Origin of the sequence: Tritonibacter multivorans (genome assembly GCF_001458415.1) — a bacterium.
GTDB classification, from domain to species: domain Bacteria; phylum Pseudomonadota; class Alphaproteobacteria; order Rhodobacterales; family Rhodobacteraceae; genus Epibacterium; species Epibacterium multivorans.
Genome location: NZ_CYSD01000017.1, coordinates 12,882 through 30,239 on the forward strand (window position 1 = coordinate 12,882; position 17,358 = coordinate 30,239).

Genomic DNA, 17,358 nt, shown 5'->3' on the forward strand with positions numbered 1-17,358 from the left:
AATAGGCTTACACCTCACAGAAGGTATTCTTTTGGAAGCAAGAGCGAGCCCGACGCGTCAACAATATTTCCCTCTGCATCGAGCCTTGGGCTGCCGCGCTTCAACATTTCAGAAACACTCGAAACGAGAGAAGAACGATCAACAGTCTTTTGCTGCAAGTTCTCTGCCCATTTCTGATTGTCGGAGGAACTTTGCGATACCAGAGTTCCAACGCGAAGATCCTTGATCTGCACCACGCCACGCTCTTTTTCTTCGCCGCCTTCAATGACCGCGATGGGAGAGTTGCGCTTGTCTGCATATTTCAGCTGGTTGCCAAAGTTCTTGGGGTTGCCAAGATAGACTTCAGCGCGAATGCCTGCATTGCGCAGTTCTGCGACCATCGCCTGATAATCTGCCATACGCGCACGGTCCATGACGGTAACAACCACAGGACCGGTCGGGGTCGCGGCAAGGCGGCCCTTTTCACGCAGCGCGGCCAGCAGGCGGTCGACACCGATCGACACACCAACAGCTGGCACTTCCTGACCGGTGAAGCGTTTGACCAGACCGTCGTAACGACCACCGCCGGATACAGATCCAAACTGACGCTTGCGACCCTTTTCATCGAGGATCTCAAAGGTCAGCTCTGCCTCGAACACCGGACCGGTGTAATAGCCAAGGCCGCGCACAATGGACGGGTCGATCAGCACCTGATCGTCACCGTAACCGCCAGCGGCCAGCAGTTCGCCGATCTGCTCCAGCTCATTGATGCCTTCGACACCCACTTTGCTGTCGCCAACCGCATTGTGCAGGTTCGCCATGGTGCCCGCGACATCCGCCGCTTTGGATGTCAGGAAAGCAATCACCGGATCGGCCTGAGCATCGCCCAGACCCACACCGTCAATAAAGGCACCCGACGCATCCAGACGCCCCTTGGTCAGCAGCTCGCGCACGCCCGCTTCGCCCACCTTGTCAAACTTGTCGATGGTGCGCAGCACGTCGTCGCGCTTGGGGTCGTCCTCGGCAAGACCCATCGCTTCGAGCACGCCATTGAGAACCTTGCGGTTGTTCACACGCACCAGATAGTCGCCGCGCGGAATGCCCACACGCTCCAGCGTGTCAGACAGCATCATGCAGATCTCTGCATCGGCTGCCATCGACGCGGTGCCAACAGTATCTGCGTCACACTGATAAAACTGGCGGTACCGACCGGGGCCGGGTTTTTCATTGCGCCAGACCGGACCCATCGCATAGCGGCGATAGGGGCTGGGCAGGTCATTGCGGTGCTGCGCATAAACACGTGCCAAGGGCGCGGTCAGATCATAGCGCAGGGCCATCCAATCGCCCTTGTCATTCTCGTCGGCTTCCTGCCACGCAAACACGCCCTCATTCGGACGGTCCACGTCCGGAAGGAATTTGCCAAGCGCCTCAACCGTCTCAACAGCCGAGGACTCGAGCGCGTCAAAGCCGTAATGATGATACACATCCGCGATCTGACCCAGCATATGGCTGCGTTGGGTCACCTCTTCACCAAAATAGTCACGGAAGCCCTTGGGCGTCACTGCCTTGGGGCGGGGCTGTTTCTTGGCTTTGGCCATTGTGGCCTCCTCGCGGGTGGTTGGTATCGCCCGAGCGTCTAGCCCAAGGCGCGCTCAACAGCAAGCCGCGCGCCCGATTCGCGTGAGATATAGGGTACAAAGGCGACTTTAACGATGAGTTTGCGAAACGCACGGCTGAAAGCACTGCGTTTGGGAGAATTCCGATCCGCCACCCTGCCCCATCCACCGAATGTGACCGCAACCGATCGCACAATAAGCAGCCTGTGCCACGTCCCCTGCAGAAAATTGCACTCCTGTCGTACGACCAAACGTGAATGTCGCTTACGTGCTTTTTGCGCCGCAACGAGGCGTAGAGATCGCGCGCGAAACTAACGAAGTAGGAGGCCTGAGTTGGAACCGGGGCCGATTCCCCGCCCACTCAATCAAATTTGCAGTTCTGGGCTGTGCGCGTTCTCCCTCTCGCACAGCACACCCTTCAGGAGGCCTCGATGCCTGAGATTGTTAGAGAAGAAAGCACCGTCGGCAAGCAGCTGCCGTCCCACGCCAAGGTTGTCATTGTGGGCGGTGGCGTTGTCGGGTGTTCGATCCTGTTCCACCTCGCCAAATTCGGTTGGAAAGACGTCGTTCTGCTGGAACGTGACGAGCTGACCTCGGGCTCCAGCTGGCACGCAGCAGGTGGCATTCACACCATTTCCTCGGACCCGAACATCTCGCGTCTGCAGTCCTATACCATCAACCTCTATAAAGAGATCGAGGAGCTGTCCGGTCAGTCCGTTGGCCTGCATGTCACGGGCGGCTTTTACGCAGCCTCCACCAAAGAATGGTACGACTACCTGAAGCGCGAGCGCTCCAAAGCGCGTTATATGGGCCTGCATCAGGAATTCATCTCGCCCAAAGAACTGGCCGAGCGTCACCCGCTGATCGACCCGGACCACTACCACGCGGTTCTGTGGGACGAACAGGATGGGCACCTTGATCCGTCCGGCGCGACCTATGCCTTTGCCAAGGCGGCAAAGGTGCATGGTGCGAAATATTTCACCCACTGCGGTGCCACCTCCATGGTGCAGCGCCCCGATGGCAGCTGGGACATCACCACCCCCAAAGGTGTGATCAACGCCGAGCAGGTGGTGAACTGCGGTGGCCTCTGGGCGCGTGAGGTTGGCCATATGGCCGGCGTGCAGCTGCCGGTTCAGCCGATGGAGCACCACTATCTGATCACGGAAAAGATGGATGCGGTTGCCAACTTTGGCAAACAGCTGCCGCACGGGATCGACTTTGAGGCCAACGTCTACTGCCGCCAAGAAGGTCAGGGCATGCTGCTTGGCACCTATGAGGCACAGGCAACCCCCTGGAAGGTCGAAGGCACGCCTTGGGACTTTGGCCACGAACTGCTGCCGCCCGACCTGGACCGTGTGGCCGACCGTCTGGAAACCGCCTTTGAACGCCTGCCCCTGATGGCAGAAGCAGGCATCAAAGACGTAATCAACGGCCCCTTCACCTTTGGCCCCGACGGCAACCCGATGATCGGTCCGGTTCCGGGCATGAAGAACTACTGGGTCGCCGTTGGCGTCATGGCAGGCTTCTGCCAGGGTGGCGGCGTCGGCCTGACCATGGCAGAATGGATGATGGATGGTGAGACCTCCATCGACGTCTGGGCCATGGATGTGGCGCGTTACGGCGAATACGCAACCCCCGACTGGGGCACCATCAAATCGTCCGAAAACTACGAACGTCGTTTCGTGATGACCTTCCCGAACGAGACCCTGCCCGCAGGCCGTATGCAGAAAACCACTGCTTTGTACGACCGCCTGATGGCCAAAGGCGCCGTGATGGAGCAGGGCTTTGGCTTGGAGAACGCACAGTGGTTCGCCGAGACCGCCGACAACGCACATGAAGAACCCACGTTCGAACGCAACCGGTCGCATGACTATGTGGCGCGCGAAGTCAAAGCCGTTCGTGAAGCCGTCGGCGGGATTGAGATCGCCAACTTCGCCAAGCATGAATTCAAAGGTGAAGGCACCCGCGCCTATCTGAACGATCTGCTGGCGGGTTACGTGCCAAAACCGGGCCGCCTGACCCTGACCCCGATGCTGTCGGAAAAAGGCCGCCTGATCGGTGACCTGACCGTCGCTTGCCTGGCAGAGGATCACTTCATCCTGTTCGGCTCTGGGGCCGTTCAGGAAGGCCACCGCCGGTATTTCGAAAGCAAACTGCCGGAAAGCGGCGTGTCTTACGAAAACGTCTCTGACGACTGGCACGGCATGGCGCTGTCGGGTCCGAAATCCCGCGAGCTGCTGCAGCGCATCACCCGTGATGATGTCTCGGCCGAGGCGTTTAAATTCCGCGACCTGCGCCAGACCTATGTGGGCGGCGTGCCGGTGATCTTGAACCGGATCTCCTTCTCGGGCGAACTGGGCTACGAGATCTACTGTAAGCCGCAGTACCTGCTGCAACTGGCCACCTCGATCGAGAAGGCTGGCGCAGATCTGGGCTACAAATGGTACGGCGCGCGCGCGCTTCTGTCCCTGCGTCTGGAAAAAGGCTGGGGTGTCTGGTCCACCGATTACCGTCCTGACTTCAACGTGTTTGAAGCAGGCATGGATGTCTTTGTGAACTGGAAGAAGGACTTCGTCGGCAAAGAAGCCTCGCTCAAGATCAAAGAAGAAGGCATCTCGCGCAAGCTGGTGACCCTGGTGATCGACAGCGACACCATCGACGTAACCGGGGATGAAGCGGTGATGAAAGACGGCGAAGCGATTGGCTATATCTCTTCGGGTGGCTTTGCACATCACACGCAGAAATCCGTAGCCATGGCCTATGTGGACATCGCGCATGTAGAGCCGGGCACCAAGATGGAAGTGGAACTTCTGGGTCAGTTCTACGACGCTGAAGTGCAAGGTGCGCCGCTTTATGACGCCAATGGCGCAAATATGCGCGCCTAAGCCATTGGCCATCTAAAAAGAAAAAGCCTCCGGAGGTCTCCGGAGGCTTTTTTGTTAAACAAACAGAGGTCACGCCCTAGGCACCGAACCCCCGTTCTTGGCTTGGTGTGAGGCCGAACTGTTTTTTGTAAAGCTTCGAAAAATGGCTCGCCCCATTGAACCCACAGGCCAAGGCGACCTCGATGGTTTTCATATCGGTCTGCAGCAACAGCAGACGCGCGTTTTCCAGACGTAACCGGATATAATGCCCTTTGGGGGTTACGTTCAGATATTTCGCAAACAGCCGCTCAAGCTGACGGGTCGAAATGTTGATCTGCTGCGCGATCGCATTGGGGCTGATCGGCGCTTCGAGCGTGGCTTCCATGATCTGGATTGCGCGGGCAAGCTTGGTGTTGCGTTCCCCGGTCCGCGTCGTCTGAGAAAAGGTTTGCTCATGGTCTCCTGTGCGGGGCATCGAACAAACCAGATTGTCGGCAACCCAGGTCGCCACATCATCATCATAATCCCGGCGGATCAGTTGAAGCATCAGATCCAAGGTGGCAAGCCCCCCCGCGCAGGTGAACTGATTGGGGCCAAGCTGATAGATCGTGCGTTGAACGTCGAGGTCATTGAACGTTTCGCGCAGCATATTGCGGTAGGTCCAATGGGTTGAAACCTCACTGCCATGCAGCACACCCGCCTTGGCAAGCGCAAAGACAGCGCCGCTGATTGCTCCAAGATGGAGCCCGTTGCGGGCTTGCCGCCGCAGCCAAGCCATAACGCGTAGGGTTGCGGTGCTTTGGAAATTGTCGCCGCCCAAAACAATAAGCGTGTCGCGCTTCTGCAAAGCGTCCAGACCACCTTCGACCTGAACCTCCATGCCGTTGGATGCGCGACAAGCTGCGCCGTCTTCGCTTAGCACGTGCCAAGTGTAGCGCTGGGTTCGGTCCATCCGATTGGCATCTTTGAGAGGTTCGATCACCGAAACCAGATCGAATGCCGAAAAGGAGTCCAACAGCAGGATCACATATCTCTTGGGATCAGCCGAGGCGGTGCTCGGCTGATCCTGTTCGAGGGGCATGCGGAAGGAAATGTTCATGGTAACCCCCGAACCTTTCATCTTAGGCGCGCATATTGGCGCCTTCGGGGTCATAAATCGGACCACCGAGAACTTCTGCGTCGTAGAACTCACCCAGGATTTCCACTTGCAGCTTGGTACCTGCGTCCGCGCTTTCTGTGGCGACATATGCCATTGCCATGGATTGCTTGGAGCGGTGCGAATAGCCACCCGAGGTGACATAGCCAACCGCGTCGCCGTCTTTCAAAACAGCTTCGTCCAGCGTCACATCAATGTCAGTGTCAATGGTGAGCATCACCAGCTTGCGGGCGACCCCTTCTTCTTTGAACTTGAGGGTCGCGTCTTTGCCAACGAAGTCTTTCTTCCAGTTGATGAAGACATCCATTCCGGATTCAACCGCGTTGAAGTCAGGGCGGAATTCGGTGGTCCACACGCCCCAGCCTTTGTCCAGACGCAGGCTCATCAGGGCACGGTTGCCGTACCATTGGAAGCCCAGATCCGCACCCGCCTCTTCAATCGCTTCGGCCAGACGCAGCTGGTATTGTGGCTTACAATAGATTTCATAGCCCAACTCACCCGAGAAGGAGATCCGGTTCAGGATCACCGGCACACCACCAACAAACGTCTTGCAGCTGTCGCGGAATTTGAATGCCTCGGCCGAAACGTCCAGACGGGTGATTTTCTGCAAGAGATCACGCGACTTCGGACCAGAGATTGCCATGCCATGCCAGTCTTCGGTCTGGTTGGTGTGGGTGACACCTTCGGGCAGGGTTTTGGCAAAGAAACGGCTGTGCGCGTCCTGCATGGTGCCAGAGCCGAACAGCATGAAGTGTTCGTCGTCCAGACAGGCAATGGTCAGATCACCATAAAGGCGCCCCTTCTCGGTCAGCATCGGCGTCAGCGAGATCCGGCCGGGTTTCGGGACGAAACCCGCCATGGTTTTGTTCAGCCATTCCCGCGCGCCAGGGCCTTTGATTTCGTGCTTGGCAAAGTTTGCCAGCTCGATCCCGCCGACCGCATTCTGTACGGCCTCGCATTCGCGCGCGACATAGTCGAAGGACCGGTTGCGTTCAAACGTCGGCTCTTCATGCGCGTCCTCGGGGTTGTCTGCAAACCACAGAACATGTTCCAGACCAAAGGCTTGGCCCATAACCGCACCTTTTTCGACGAACCGGTCATAGAGTGCGGTGGTCTGCTGTTTGCGGCCCTTGGGCAGGGTCTCGTTCGGGAAGGTCATGACGAAACGACGTTCGTAGTTTTCGCAGGACTTCACGGTACCCCAATCAGGCGTCGCCCAATTGCCAAAACGGGCAATGTCCATCGCCCAGACATCAATCGAGGGTTCACCGTCGATCATCCATTCGGCCATGGTCAGACCCACGCCGCCGCCTTGACAGAAGCCGGCCATGACGCCGACGGCACACCAGTAGTTATGCATGCCCGGAACCGGGCCAATCATCGGGTTGCCATCGGGACCAAAGGTGAAGGGGCCGTTGATAATGTCTTTGATGCCAGTTTCACCAATCGCAGGGATCCGCTCGAACGACATTTCCAGACGGTCAGCGATGCGCTCCAGATCCGCTTGCAGCAGTTCGTGGCCAAAGTTCCATGGCGTGCCGCCGACTTTCCAGGGGGTCCCTTTGGGCTCGTACGTGCCCAAGAGCATCCCTTCCCGTTCCTGACGGAAGTAGATGTTTGCCTCGTAATCGATACCGGCAGGCAGGCGCGAGCCGTGGTTGGCCACTGCGTCGATACGGTCGGTGATCAGATAGTGGTGCTCCATCGGCTGAACCGGCAGATCCAGACCCGCCATATGACCCACTTCGCGCGCCCAGAGGCCGCCGCAGTTCACAACATGTTCGGCAATCACGGTGCCACGGGCAGTGGTGACTTCCCACAGGCCATCGGGGCGCATTTTGGTGCCGGTAACCGGCGTGTGGGTGAAATATTGGCCGCCATAATGACGCGCCGCTTTTGCAAAAGCGTAAGTCGTGCCCGACGGATCAAGGTCGCCGTCCTGATCATCCCACAGCGCTGCATAATAGTGCTTGGGGTCGATCAGCGGGTGACGCTCTGCCACTTCTTCGGGGCTGATGAATTCCTGATCAAGACCCATGTAACGCGCTTTGGAGCGTTCACGCTTCAGGTAGTCGTACCAGGTTTTGTTCGACGCCAGATAAAAACCACCGGTCATGTGCAGACCAACAGACTGACCGGACAGTTCTTCAATCTCTTTATAGAGGTTGATGGTGTAAGACTGCAGACGCGAAATGTTCGGATCGGAAGAGATCGTATGGATTTGACCGGCCGCGTGCCAGGAAGAGCCCGAGGTCAGCTCGTCCCGTTCCAGCAGGATGGTGTCTTTCCAGCCAAACTTTGCCAGATGGAACAGGATCGAACAACCAACGACGCCGCCGCCGATGATTGCGCATTTGACGTGGCTGGGCAGAGGCTTGCCCTTGGCGCTGTCGTCCTTTTGGATATTCAGGGCCGTGCCGGCCGTGTTTTCAGACATTGTCTCTTCCTTCTCAAAACATCTCGGATCTGGTAAAATCAGTACCAGGCGTCCGGAATTTCCTCTTTGCGCCGTGCCACATAGGCGGCGAGTTCTTCTTTCTTGGCGATATCGATGGGCGGGGGCTCATAGGCCTCCAGCATCTTGTTCCACCGCGCGTAAGCCCGCTGGCGCATGTCCAATGCGCCGCCCTCTTCCCAGCTTTCGACATTTTCACTGTCAGTCAGTTTGGGCTCATAAAAGGCTGTCTGATAATTGCGCATCGTGTGCGCAGTACCAAGGAAATGACCACCCGGCTCCACCTCCTCATAGGCGTCGCGGGCAAAGGCGTTTTCGTCGGTCTCGAGACCCAGCCCAGACAGTTTCTGATATGACCCCAGACGATCTGCATCCATGATCAGCTTTTCAAAGCCGGTCACCAGACCACCTTCCAGCCAACCCGCGGAATGCAGCGTGAAATTCGACCCCGCCAGCATGGTGGAATGCATGCTGTCCGCGCTTTCGTAGGCGGCTTGAGAATCTTCGATTTTGGACGCTGTCAACGAGCCCCCGCAGCGCAGCGGCAGCCCGATCCGACGGGCCAGCTGACCAATCACATAATTGGACAGAACCGGCTCTGGCATCCCGAAGGTCGGCGCTCCGGATTTCAGCGACATCGAAGACAGGAAGTTCCCCATCACAAATGGCGCGCCGGGACGGACCAATTGGGCAAAGGCACAGCAGATCATGGTTTCCGCCATGGCCTGCGCCACCGAAGCGGCCGTCGACACCGGTCCCATCGCACCCGTCAGAATAAACGGCGTCACCACCATCGCCTGGCCACGGGCAGAGTAAACCTGGATGGCTTCTGAGGCGACCTTGTCGACAAGCAAAGGAGAGTTGGTGTTGACGTTCGCCATAATGCAAACGTTCTTGGCCATGGTCTCTGCACCAAAGAGGATCTCGACCATATCGACCGTATCCTGCGCACGTTCTTTTTCGGTGATCGCGCCGAGGTGCGGTTTGTCCGACAGGGTCATATGGGCATAGACCATATCGAGGTGACGCTTGCTGACCGCAATGTCTGTGGGCTCGGCCACGACAAAACCTCCATGATGCAGATGCGGGTGCATATAGGTCAGCTTCACCAGCTTCTGAAAATCATCAAAGGTCGCATAGCGGCGCCCGCCTTCAAGGTCGCGCACAAAAGGTGACCCATAGACGGGGGCAAAGACTTGATGCCGACCGCCAATAATGACGTCCCGATCCCGGTTGCGCGCAATTTGGGTGAACTGCGACGGCGCCTTTGCGCAAAGTTCGCGGATCCATTTGGCGTCCGCCTTGATCAGATCACCGTATTCTCCGCCGGGCTCGACCCCGGCCTGCCGCCAAATTGCCAATGCGGCGGGGTCATCCCGAAAGGCAATGCCCACGTTTTCCAGCAGCCAGTCCACCTGCGCTTCGAGCTTCTCCAGTTGTTCGTCATCCAGAACGTCGAAATAGGGCAGCGCGCGACGGATAAACGGCGAAGCGTGGACGGCTGTTTCGACTGAGCTTGTTCTTCGCGACGATCTGCTGCGACGGGCCATGTGTGGGTTCCTCTCCTGATGGGCAGATATTACCCAGCGTGAAGTCAGGCGTGATCCTTGAAAAACCCTATGATTTGGATAGAAACAGACTATGCGAAAGTTTTGGAAATCCGTTCACTCTCCGCGAAACCTGATTGTCTTTGATGCGGCTGCGCGCTTGGGATCTTTCACCCGTGCGGCGGAAGAACTGAACATGCAGCAACCTTCGGTCAGCGCTGCCATCAAGCAGCTGGAAGACGCGCTTGGCGTGCCGCTCTTTGTGCGCGGCCACCGAAAGGTAGAGCTAACAACACCCGGAAAACGTTTATTTTCAGATGTTTCCCGCGCCCTGGACGAAATTGACACCTCTGTAAGGGCGGTCCGGCAGATGGGCACTGCAGACCATGTGACATTCAATATGTCGTCGGCATTTTCATATTATTGGATGATGCCAAAAATGCGTGCCTTCCACGACCGCCATCCCGACATTGACCTGCGCCTGCAAATCAGTGACCGCGATCCGGATATTGATTTGGAAAACATCAGCCTTGCCATAAGATTAGGGGATGGAAACTGGCCTGGGGTTCATACCGCTCGAATCGCAGATGAGGTGATCATGCCCGTGGCCAGTCCACAGGTGATGCAGGCGGCGCGCAATCTGCGGTCAATCCCGAACCTGATGAACGAGCGGCTGATCCATCTGGAAGAACCCATTCGCGAACGCCCGAATTGGGAGCAGTGGTTTGCCCACCACGGCATTCGCGACCGGGAGTTCCGCGCAGGGCTTCGTCTGAACGATTATGCTTTGGTGCTTCAGGCCGCTGTTGCCGGCGAAGGGTTTGCTTTTGGCTGGGACCACATTGTCCAGAACCTGATCAGGCGCAACCTGCTGGTGGCCCGCCGGGAATGGGCGTGGAAAACCGGGAACGGCGTTTTTCTGACCTGGTCGAAAAACAAACCATTGGTGCCACAGGCGGAACTGGTAAGGGACTGGATTATCTCTGTGGCCAATGAACCGCAAAAGCGCGCCTAGGCGCTGTTGTTCAAAAAGAAACCCCGTCCAACAGGTGAACGGGGTTGCAACAGATGGTTTTTCGGGGACCTGTCTGTCCAGGGGAGAGTTGTCCCTTATTTAGTCAAACAAGCCGCCATGCGCTGCCCGAGATCCGTCAACAGCGCCGTGTAAAACGACGGCCCCTGCGGAATTTCGGTGCCAAGCGGGTCAATCACTGCAGTTTTGGCATTGGTGCCGTCCAGAACAGTTGCCACCAGACCCGGGTTGTACTGCGGCTCTGAGAAGACGCAGGTGACCTCGAGATCCTTCACGACGTCTTGGATCTCTGCGATCCGCGCAGCACTTGGTGCAGCGGCGTCGCCAAGAGAGATCGAACCGGCTGCGGCAAGGTCAAAGGCCTGTTCGAAGTACTGATAGGCGTCGTGGAACACCACGAAGTGATTGTCGCGAACGGGGCCCAGGTCCGCTTGCAGCGCATCAACCATGGCGTCGATCTCAGCCTGGCCTTCGATCGCGTTGCTGGTGTAGATTTCAGCATTGGCCGGGTCGATTTCGGACAGTTCTTCCGCAATTGCAGACAGCCATGCTTTGCCGTTTTCCGGCGCCAACCACGCATGCGGATCTACGCCATCATGATCGTGCCCTTCGTGGTCATCATGTGCGTGCTCATCATGATCGTCGTGGCCATGGTCATCATGCGCGTGCTCATCATGATCGTCGTGGCCATGGTCATCATGTGCGTGCTCGTCATGATCGTCGTGGCCGTGGTCATCATGCGCGTGTTCGTCATGATCGTCGTGGCCGTGGTCATCATGCGCGTGTTCGTCATGATCGTCGTGGCCGTGGTCATCATGCGCGTGTTCGTCATGATCGTCGTGGCCGTGGTCACCATGCGCGTGTTCGTCATGATCATCGTGACCATGGTCGTCGTGATGGTCATGGCCTTCAAATGTTGCGCCTTCGCGGAATTCAAAGGTTTTGGTGCCCGGTGCATCCAGCAGTTCGGTCACATGCGCGTCGACCGCAAGCGTCTCAAGGCTGCCTTCAAGCCACGGCACCAGTTCATGCCCCACCCAGAAAACAGCATCTGCCTGTGAAAGAGCGCCCGCTTGGCTTGGTTTCAAGGCGTAAGAATGCGGCGAGGCGCCAGCAGGAACCAGCAGCTCGGGTTCCCCAACGCCCTGCATCACCCGAGCGACGAGGCCATGAACAGGTGCGATGTCAGTAACAACGCGAGGTGCATCAGCCTGTGCGGCGGATGCCAGTGCAATTGCTGCTGCACCAGACAAAAGAGAAGCACGGATCATCAGGAAACTCCGTAATGTTATAACCCATGGAGCTTGATAGTGAGGATGTCATAACATATCAAGAAATGATCCCTCTCAGATAGGCGTTCTCATGGCAACCAACAGCTTTGAAGACCACGACCATTCCAAATGCGTCAACGATGTGATGACCGCGGTTGAAGCCCATTGCGCCATCCACAAACTGCAGTTCACGCCGATCAGGCGCCGCGTGCTGGAGATCCTTCTGCAGGATCACCGGGCGCTTGGGGCTTATGACATTCTGGATATCCTTCGCTCTGAAGGGCATTCTGCCCAGCCCCCTGTGGCCTATCGCGCGCTCGATTTTCTGGTGAAAAATGGATTTGCGCACAAGATCGAACGGCTGAATGCCTTTGTGGCCTGTTCTCATCCCGGCGAAGAACACACCCCCGCCTTTATGATCTGCCGCAGCTGTGAATCCATTACCGAAGCGCACCGCGAACCCGAACAGGGCCAGCTGGGCGAGGCCGCGCGCAACGCTGGGTTCCGTATTGAACGTACGGTTGTTGAGGCAGAAGGCCTGTGCCCGAAATGCCAAGACTAAAGGCGAGACGGATCTGATGACTGCACCGGAACGGCTTGTTACGCTCTCTAACGCAACCATAACGCATTCTGGCACCCCTGCCCTGCGTGACGTGAATTTCCGCATCGACCGCGGAGAGATCGTGACAATCCTCGGTCCCAATGGATCCGGGAAATCCACCTTGTTGCGCGCCATAATCGGTGCCCTTCCCGCGACAACAGGCACTGTCAAACGCGCCGCGGGTCTGAGCATTGGTTATGTGCCACAAAAGCTGCATATCGACCCCACTCTGCCCCTGACCGTTCGCAGGTTTCTGTCACTGCCGCATCGCATCAGCGATGCAATGGCCGAAGCAGCGCTGACACGGGCCAACGTGTCTGGGCTTGCCGGGCGGCAAATGACCGAATTGTCCGGCGGCCAGTTTCAGCGGGTGCTCCTGGCCCGCGCGCTTCTGAGCAAACCCGACCTTCTGATCCTGGACGAAGCCACACAGGGGCTGGACCAACCGGGCGCGGCCGCGTTCTACCGGCAGATCGAAGACGTCCGGCGCGAAATGGGATGTGCGATTCTGATGGTCAGCCATGACTTGCATGTGGTGATGGCCGCCTCTGACAGGGTGATTTGCCTCAATGGGCATATCTGTTGCGAGGGCGCGCCCGCCCATGTGGCCACGGCCCCAGAATATCGCGCCCTTTTTGGCGCCGGCACCAATGGAGCGCTGGCCCTGTATCGCCATGAACACGACCATCACCACGATGATCTACCAGACACCACTCAACCGGCCTACGATCAAGCAGGCTGTGCACCTGATTGCGCGCAATCCGACTGCGCGCCCACTAAGACCGAAACACATCCATGACCCTTCTAGATGATTTCTTGATCCGCGCCGCTTTGGCTGGATTCGGTGTGGCCATTGCTGCGGCCCCGCTCGGGTGTTTTGTCGTATGGCGCCGTATGGCTTATTTCGGCGACGCGACCGCACATGCGTCCATCCTTGGGGTCGCTTTGGCGCTGGCGTTTGACACATCTATCTTCGGCGGCGTTCTGTGCTGTGCGCTCATTATGGCGACAACCGTTTCGACGCTGTCAGGACGAGGCTATGCGATGGACACCCTGCTGGGTGTTCTGGCGCACTCTGCTTTGGCGTTTGGTTTGGTGGCCGTGTCTTTTCTGCGCGGCGTTCGCATCGACCTCATGGCCTATTTGTTCGGCGATATTCTCGCCGTGGGGCGGGCTGATCTTGTGGTCATCTGGTTGGGCGCAGCTTTGGTTCTGGGCCTGCTGATCTGGCGTTGGTCTTCGCTTCTGACCGCAACCCTAAATCAGGAGCTGGCGCAGGCCGCAGGGATCAATCCCCGCCGCGAGCAGTTGATTTTGACCCTGGCTTTGGCCGTCGTGGTTGCCGTGGCAATCAAAGTTGTGGGCGTTCTTCTGATCGCTGCGATGCTTCTAATTCCGGCCGCAACGGCGCGATCTTTGTCGCGCACCCCGGAACAAATGGCCGTTGTCGCCGCACTGATTGGCGGGGTCGCAGTGATCGGTGGGCTGCAATTGTCGTTCCAGTTCGACACGCCCACCGGTCCCAGCATTGTGTGCCTCAGCACGGTGTTCTTTGCCATTTCGTCTTTTGCACGGCTGCTGCAACGCAGCCGTTAAGCGTCATTGACGCGATCGCGCGGCTTCGGTTTTAAGCCGTTTCGGTCGTCTCTTTCTGCGGAGACCGTGCCGGAGCCTCAGACGCATCCGGCGACCACCGCTTCAGCGCCTTAAGCAATTCAGCTTTGCGGATCGGTTTGCTGAGGAAGTCGTCCATGCCCGCAGACCGGCAGGCATCTTCGTGGCTGGGCATCGCATTTGCGGTCAAAGCCACAATCGGAACCCGACGTCGGCCCTGATCCAATTCGAATTTCCGGATCTCGCGCGTGGCGTCCAACCCGTCCATCACCGGCATCATCATGTCCATCAGGATCACGTCAGGCGCTGTGTCTTTGACGGTTTGAACGGCTTCTTCGCCATTGACCACAACTGTAATATCCACCGCTTCGGTAGCGAGCATACGCGACACCACCAACTGATTGGTGCGGTTGTCTTCGGCCATCAACACGCGCAGTTTCTGGTCGTGAGACGGCACCGGAGGGATCTGCGCCAACGGCGGCTTTTTTGCGCTTGGGTGCGTTGCTTCCAACGCTTGACCGACCAAACGCAACAGCTGCTCCGCCCGGATTGGCAGCAGGCCAAAGTGGCAATTGCCCAAATCTTCCACCTTCTGCCGATCCAGTTTGGGATCTTTCAGCGCCAGAAGGATAAATGGCAGTTTCGCCCGATCTGGCAAGGCCCGGATTTTGGCAGCAACCACATCGCCCGGCGCATCGGGCAAGTCGCAGTCCAGGATCACAAGATCCACAGCTTCGCCGACATCACGCGCCTCGTCCAAGGCGGCAATAATACCCGAGCCCGCGCCAAATTCACGCACCCGCATGCCCCAGCTGGCCATAAGCTCTGCAAGGATACCGCGGTTTTTTCCTTCGGGTGCCGCCAAGAGCACGTTCAGGCCGCCCACCGGTTGCTGTTCGACAAAATGCACCGGGGCGTCCTCGCTCTCGGAAAGCAGCAAGTCGACAATAAAGACCGATCCGTGACCCTCTTGCGAGGTCACATGAATGCTGCCCCGCATCAGATGCAGCAGCCGTGTTGAAATGGCGAGCCCAAGACCCGTGCCTTCATAAGTGCGTGTGGCAGCTCCGTCGACTTGTTCAAACGCGTTGAAGATCTTGTCGAGCTTCTCAGAGGGTATCCCAATGCCGGTGTCCGCAACCGCAATGTGCAGCGCCCAGTCCTCCCCCTGTTTTTTGCCGGTGACATCAATATGCACCGACCCACGACTGGTGAACTTGACCGCATTGCCGACAATATTGGTAACGATCTGACGGATCCGACCGGAATCGCCCTCGAAACTCACCGGCAGGCAGGGGTCATAGCGCAGGGTCACAACGACATCCTTGTCGCGCGCCTTGGGCACCAGCAGCGCCACCACATCTTCCATCAGCGCGCGCAGGTCGAAGGTTGCGCGCGTGAGCTCGAGCTTACCGGCCTCGATCTTGGAGAAGTTCAGAATGTCATTGATGATCGTCAGCAGCGCATTACCCGATTTCACAATGGTGTCGACCGAAAGCTCCTGATCGGGCGTGAGCTGTGTTTCTTTCAGCACCTCAGCCATGCCAATAACCCCGTTCATCGGGGTTCGGATTTCATGGGACATATTGGCCAGAAACTCTGATTTCGCGCGGTTTGCGATCTCGGCTTCTTCGCGCGCGCGTTCTAGCGCAAATTCACGCTCGTCGCGTTCAAAAAAGGTTTCTTCGAGAACACCCACCGAAAAATCCAAGGCCCGATATTCGCGGCTGGCATACCAAGGCAGTGGCGCTTGGGCGCTCGACACTCCGGCAATCGCATTTGACATTCGCCGGTGCACCTGTTGCAGCGGTGACAGAGCGAGGCGATACACCAGATAGAGCATCAAAAGCCCCATCGCGATCACGGCCAGAACGGTCCAGGTGATTGTCTGCCGGACCTTGTCCTGAACAACAGCGTGCCCCTCTTGGGTCGACCATTGAACAACCATCGTACCAAACACAAACCCTTCAAACTCCACCGGGCGCCGGTACATGACATATTCGTCTGACTGCGTGGACAACGGGTTTGCGGCCTCGGCGATGATGACCCCTTCGCCGTTTTCAATATGGATCGACAGGATTTTAGGATAGCGCGTGATGGCTTCGACCAATCCCGTTTCAAGGACGGGAACATCTTCGACAATAATCGCTTCGAGCAGCAGACCACTGAGCAGAGACACCGTAAGCGACGCCTGCTCGCTCAGCTGTTCGCTGACACGCTGCACCTCATAGCGTCGCGCAACCCCGCCGACCGCCAGCACCACCAACAACGCGGCCAGCGACATTGAAAACACGATCTGGAATAGGATGCCGGTGCGCCTGGGAATCTTCCCGGCAGTTAACTGCGGCACTCTCATCGTTCGTCTCAGGAACCCAAATTTCGGGAGCTTCAAAATGCCTTACTCCGCTGCATGGCTCTACGAATAATGTCATAATCGCTATCGCTTCCAAGAAGGAAACCATTTTTAGACACCCGTTTCACGATCTCTTCGTTTTCAGACGCCAGCATAATCCGGCGCATCGCTTCCATGATCTGCGGATCCATGTCAGAGGCCGCCAGCCAGGGTTTGGTCACATTGTCAAAAGACGCGAGCACGCGAAGCGGCACCCCTTTGGAAATAAGAGATTTGAACGTGCTTTCCTTCAGCGCCCCGGCATCAAAGCGCCCGCTGCCAACCGACTCGCCCACAAGGTCATGACGCCCGAGATAGGAAAACCCCCGCAGGTTTTGACTGCTGATACCATGGTCCAAGAGATAGCTTTGCGACAGGTAGCGCCCAATGGTCGAAAGCTCATCACCGAAAGCAAACGTGCGCCCGGCGAGCTCCTCGACTTGCGTGATGTCGCTGTCTTTGTGAACCGCAATTACACCTTTAAAACGTTTTTTGCCCTTTTTGGATTCCATCGCGATGATGCCAATGCCCGGATTTTGATCCATAGCGTGAACATATGACGCAGGCCCAAAACGCGCGAAATCGACGCGCCCTTCGGCCAGATCGCGAATGCTTTCATCATAGCCTTTGGCGATATCCAGTCGAATGCTCACAGGTTGGTTGATTTCCTGTTCCAGTCGGCTTTCCAAAAACCCCAGAAAAGGCAGGTACTGCCGCACGGTTTCAGAGGGCTTGTCATCCGCATAGGCCCCAAAGGTCAGCTCTACCTGCGCGGAGGCTGGCATTGCATGCCCCCCCCAAAAAGCGGCACACAGCAAGGCCATACTACA

Annotated in this window: 12 protein-coding genes; 5 read left to right on the forward strand and 7 right to left on the reverse strand. The window is 57.5% G+C overall.

Going from position 1 to position 17,358, the window contains the following annotated elements:
* Positions 1–14: 14 nt before the first annotated feature.
* Positions 15–1,577, reverse strand: a complete 1,563-nt coding sequence (gene hisS / locus TRM7557_RS05885) for a histidine--tRNA ligase (protein ID WP_058289297.1) — start codon at positions 1,575–1,577, stop codon at positions 15–17.
* Between the two features lie 449 nt (positions 1,578–2,026).
* Between hisS and TRM7557_RS05890 the strand changes: the two genes are divergently transcribed.
* Positions 2,027–4,480, forward strand: a complete 2,454-nt coding sequence (locus TRM7557_RS05890; protein WP_058289298.1) for a GcvT family protein — start codon at positions 2,027–2,029, stop codon at positions 4,478–4,480.
* 76 nt (positions 4,481–4,556) lie between these two features.
* On the opposite strand, the gene TRM7557_RS05895 is transcribed toward TRM7557_RS05890, so the two are convergent.
* From TRM7557_RS05895 to TRM7557_RS05905, 3 genes are read right to left on the reverse strand one after another with little or no spacing between them, the layout of a single operon-like run.
* Complete coding sequence (locus TRM7557_RS05895) at positions 4,557–5,558, reverse strand: GlxA family transcriptional regulator (protein ID WP_165592415.1); 1,002 nt, start codon at positions 5,556–5,558, stop codon at positions 4,557–4,559.
* Between the two features lie 22 nt (positions 5,559–5,580).
* Positions 5,581–8,052, reverse strand: coding sequence for a GcvT family protein (locus TRM7557_RS05900; protein WP_082626522.1), 2,472 nt, complete (start codon positions 8,050–8,052; stop codon positions 5,581–5,583).
* 38 nt (positions 8,053–8,090) lie between these two features.
* The gene (locus TRM7557_RS05905; protein ID WP_058289299.1) at positions 8,091–9,620 is read right to left on the reverse strand and encodes a trimethylamine methyltransferase family protein; all 1,530 of its coding nucleotides are present in this window, start codon (positions 9,618–9,620) and stop codon (positions 8,091–8,093) included.
* Between the two features lie 91 nt (positions 9,621–9,711).
* Here TRM7557_RS05905 and TRM7557_RS05910 point away from each other — a divergent pair, with 91 nt between their 5' ends.
* Entirely contained in the window at positions 9,712–10,632 is a 921-nt protein-coding gene (locus TRM7557_RS05910; protein WP_058289300.1) for a LysR substrate-binding domain-containing protein, read from the forward strand.
* Positions 10,633–10,727: 95 nt separating this feature from the next.
* Here the strand turns inward: TRM7557_RS05910 and TRM7557_RS05915 are convergent, their stop codons facing one another.
* Positions 10,728–11,921: a zinc ABC transporter substrate-binding protein gene (locus tag TRM7557_RS05915; RefSeq protein WP_058289301.1), complete on the reverse strand. Its 1,194-nt coding sequence runs from the start codon at positions 11,919–11,921 to the stop codon at positions 10,728–10,730.
* Between the two features lie 91 nt (positions 11,922–12,012).
* Here TRM7557_RS05915 and TRM7557_RS05920 point away from each other — a divergent pair, with 91 nt between their 5' ends.
* Genes TRM7557_RS05920 through TRM7557_RS05930 form a run of 3 tightly spaced genes read left to right on the forward strand, consistent with a single transcriptional unit; the run spans position 12,013 to position 14,118 of the window.
* Entirely contained in the window at positions 12,013–12,483 is a 471-nt protein-coding gene (locus TRM7557_RS05920) for a transcriptional repressor (RefSeq protein ID WP_058289302.1), read from the forward strand.
* A gap of 16 nt (positions 12,484–12,499) precedes the next feature.
* Positions 12,500–13,321 carry a metal ABC transporter ATP-binding protein gene (locus TRM7557_RS05925; protein WP_082626523.1) on the forward strand — a complete coding sequence of 274 codons (822 nt, stop codon included), beginning with the start codon at positions 12,500–12,502 and terminating at the stop codon, positions 13,319–13,321.
* Positions 13,318–14,118 carry a metal ABC transporter permease gene (locus tag TRM7557_RS05930; RefSeq protein ID WP_058289303.1) on the forward strand — a complete coding sequence of 267 codons (801 nt, stop codon included), beginning with the start codon at positions 13,318–13,320 and terminating at the stop codon, positions 14,116–14,118. The genes TRM7557_RS05925 and TRM7557_RS05930 overlap by 4 nt, the downstream gene beginning before the upstream one ends.
* 31 nt (positions 14,119–14,149) lie before the next feature.
* On the opposite strand, the gene TRM7557_RS05935 is transcribed toward TRM7557_RS05930, so the two are convergent.
* Together TRM7557_RS05935 and TRM7557_RS05940 are read right to left on the reverse strand one after the other, a co-directional pair.
* On the reverse strand, positions 14,150–16,420 hold the full coding sequence (locus tag TRM7557_RS05935) for a response regulator (RefSeq protein WP_235811414.1): 2,271 nt from the start codon (positions 16,418–16,420) through the stop codon (positions 14,150–14,152).
* A gap of 104 nt (positions 16,421–16,524) precedes the next feature.
* Positions 16,525–17,313, reverse strand: coding sequence for a PhnD/SsuA/transferrin family substrate-binding protein (locus TRM7557_RS05940; RefSeq protein WP_328586541.1), 789 nt, complete (start codon positions 17,311–17,313; stop codon positions 16,525–16,527).
* Positions 17,314–17,358 lie beyond the last annotated feature (45 nt).

What these genes read in the sequence shown, in the direction of transcription:
- hisS (WP_058289297.1), bottom strand. Translation starts at nt 1,577, where the DNA reads ATGGCCAAAGCCAAGAAACAGCCCCGCCCCAAGGCAGTGACGCCCAAG.
- TRM7557_RS05890 (WP_058289298.1), top strand. Translation starts at nt 2,027, where the DNA reads ATGCCTGAGATTGTTAGAGAAGAAAGCACCGTCGGCAAGCAGCTGCCG.
- TRM7557_RS05895 (WP_165592415.1), bottom strand. Translation starts at nt 5,558, where the DNA reads ATGAACATTTCCTTCCGCATGCCCCTCGAACAGGATCAGCCGAGCACC.
- TRM7557_RS05900 (WP_082626522.1), bottom strand. Translation starts at nt 8,052, where the DNA reads ATGTCTGAAAACACGGCCGGCACGGCCCTGAATATCCAAAAGGACGAC.
- TRM7557_RS05905 (WP_058289299.1), bottom strand. Translation starts at nt 9,620, where the DNA reads ATGGCCCGTCGCAGCAGATCGTCGCGAAGAACAAGCTCAGTCGAAACA.
- TRM7557_RS05910 (WP_058289300.1), top strand. Translation starts at nt 9,712, where the DNA reads ATGCGAAAGTTTTGGAAATCCGTTCACTCTCCGCGAAACCTGATTGTC.
- TRM7557_RS05915 (WP_058289301.1), bottom strand. Translation starts at nt 11,921, where the DNA reads ATGATCCGTGCTTCTCTTTTGTCTGGTGCAGCAGCAATTGCACTGGCA.
- TRM7557_RS05920 (WP_058289302.1), top strand. Translation starts at nt 12,013, where the DNA reads ATGGCAACCAACAGCTTTGAAGACCACGACCATTCCAAATGCGTCAAC.
- TRM7557_RS05925 (WP_082626523.1), top strand. Translation starts at nt 12,500, where the DNA reads ATGACTGCACCGGAACGGCTTGTTACGCTCTCTAACGCAACCATAACG.
- TRM7557_RS05930 (WP_058289303.1), top strand. Translation starts at nt 13,318, where the DNA reads ATGACCCTTCTAGATGATTTCTTGATCCGCGCCGCTTTGGCTGGATTC.
- TRM7557_RS05935 (WP_235811414.1), bottom strand. Translation starts at nt 16,420, where the DNA reads ATGTCGCTGGCCGCGTTGTTGGTGGTGCTGGCGGTCGGCGGGGTTGCG.
- TRM7557_RS05940 (WP_328586541.1), bottom strand. Translation starts at nt 17,313, where the DNA reads ATGCCAGCCTCCGCGCAGGTAGAGCTGACCTTTGGGGCCTATGCGGAT.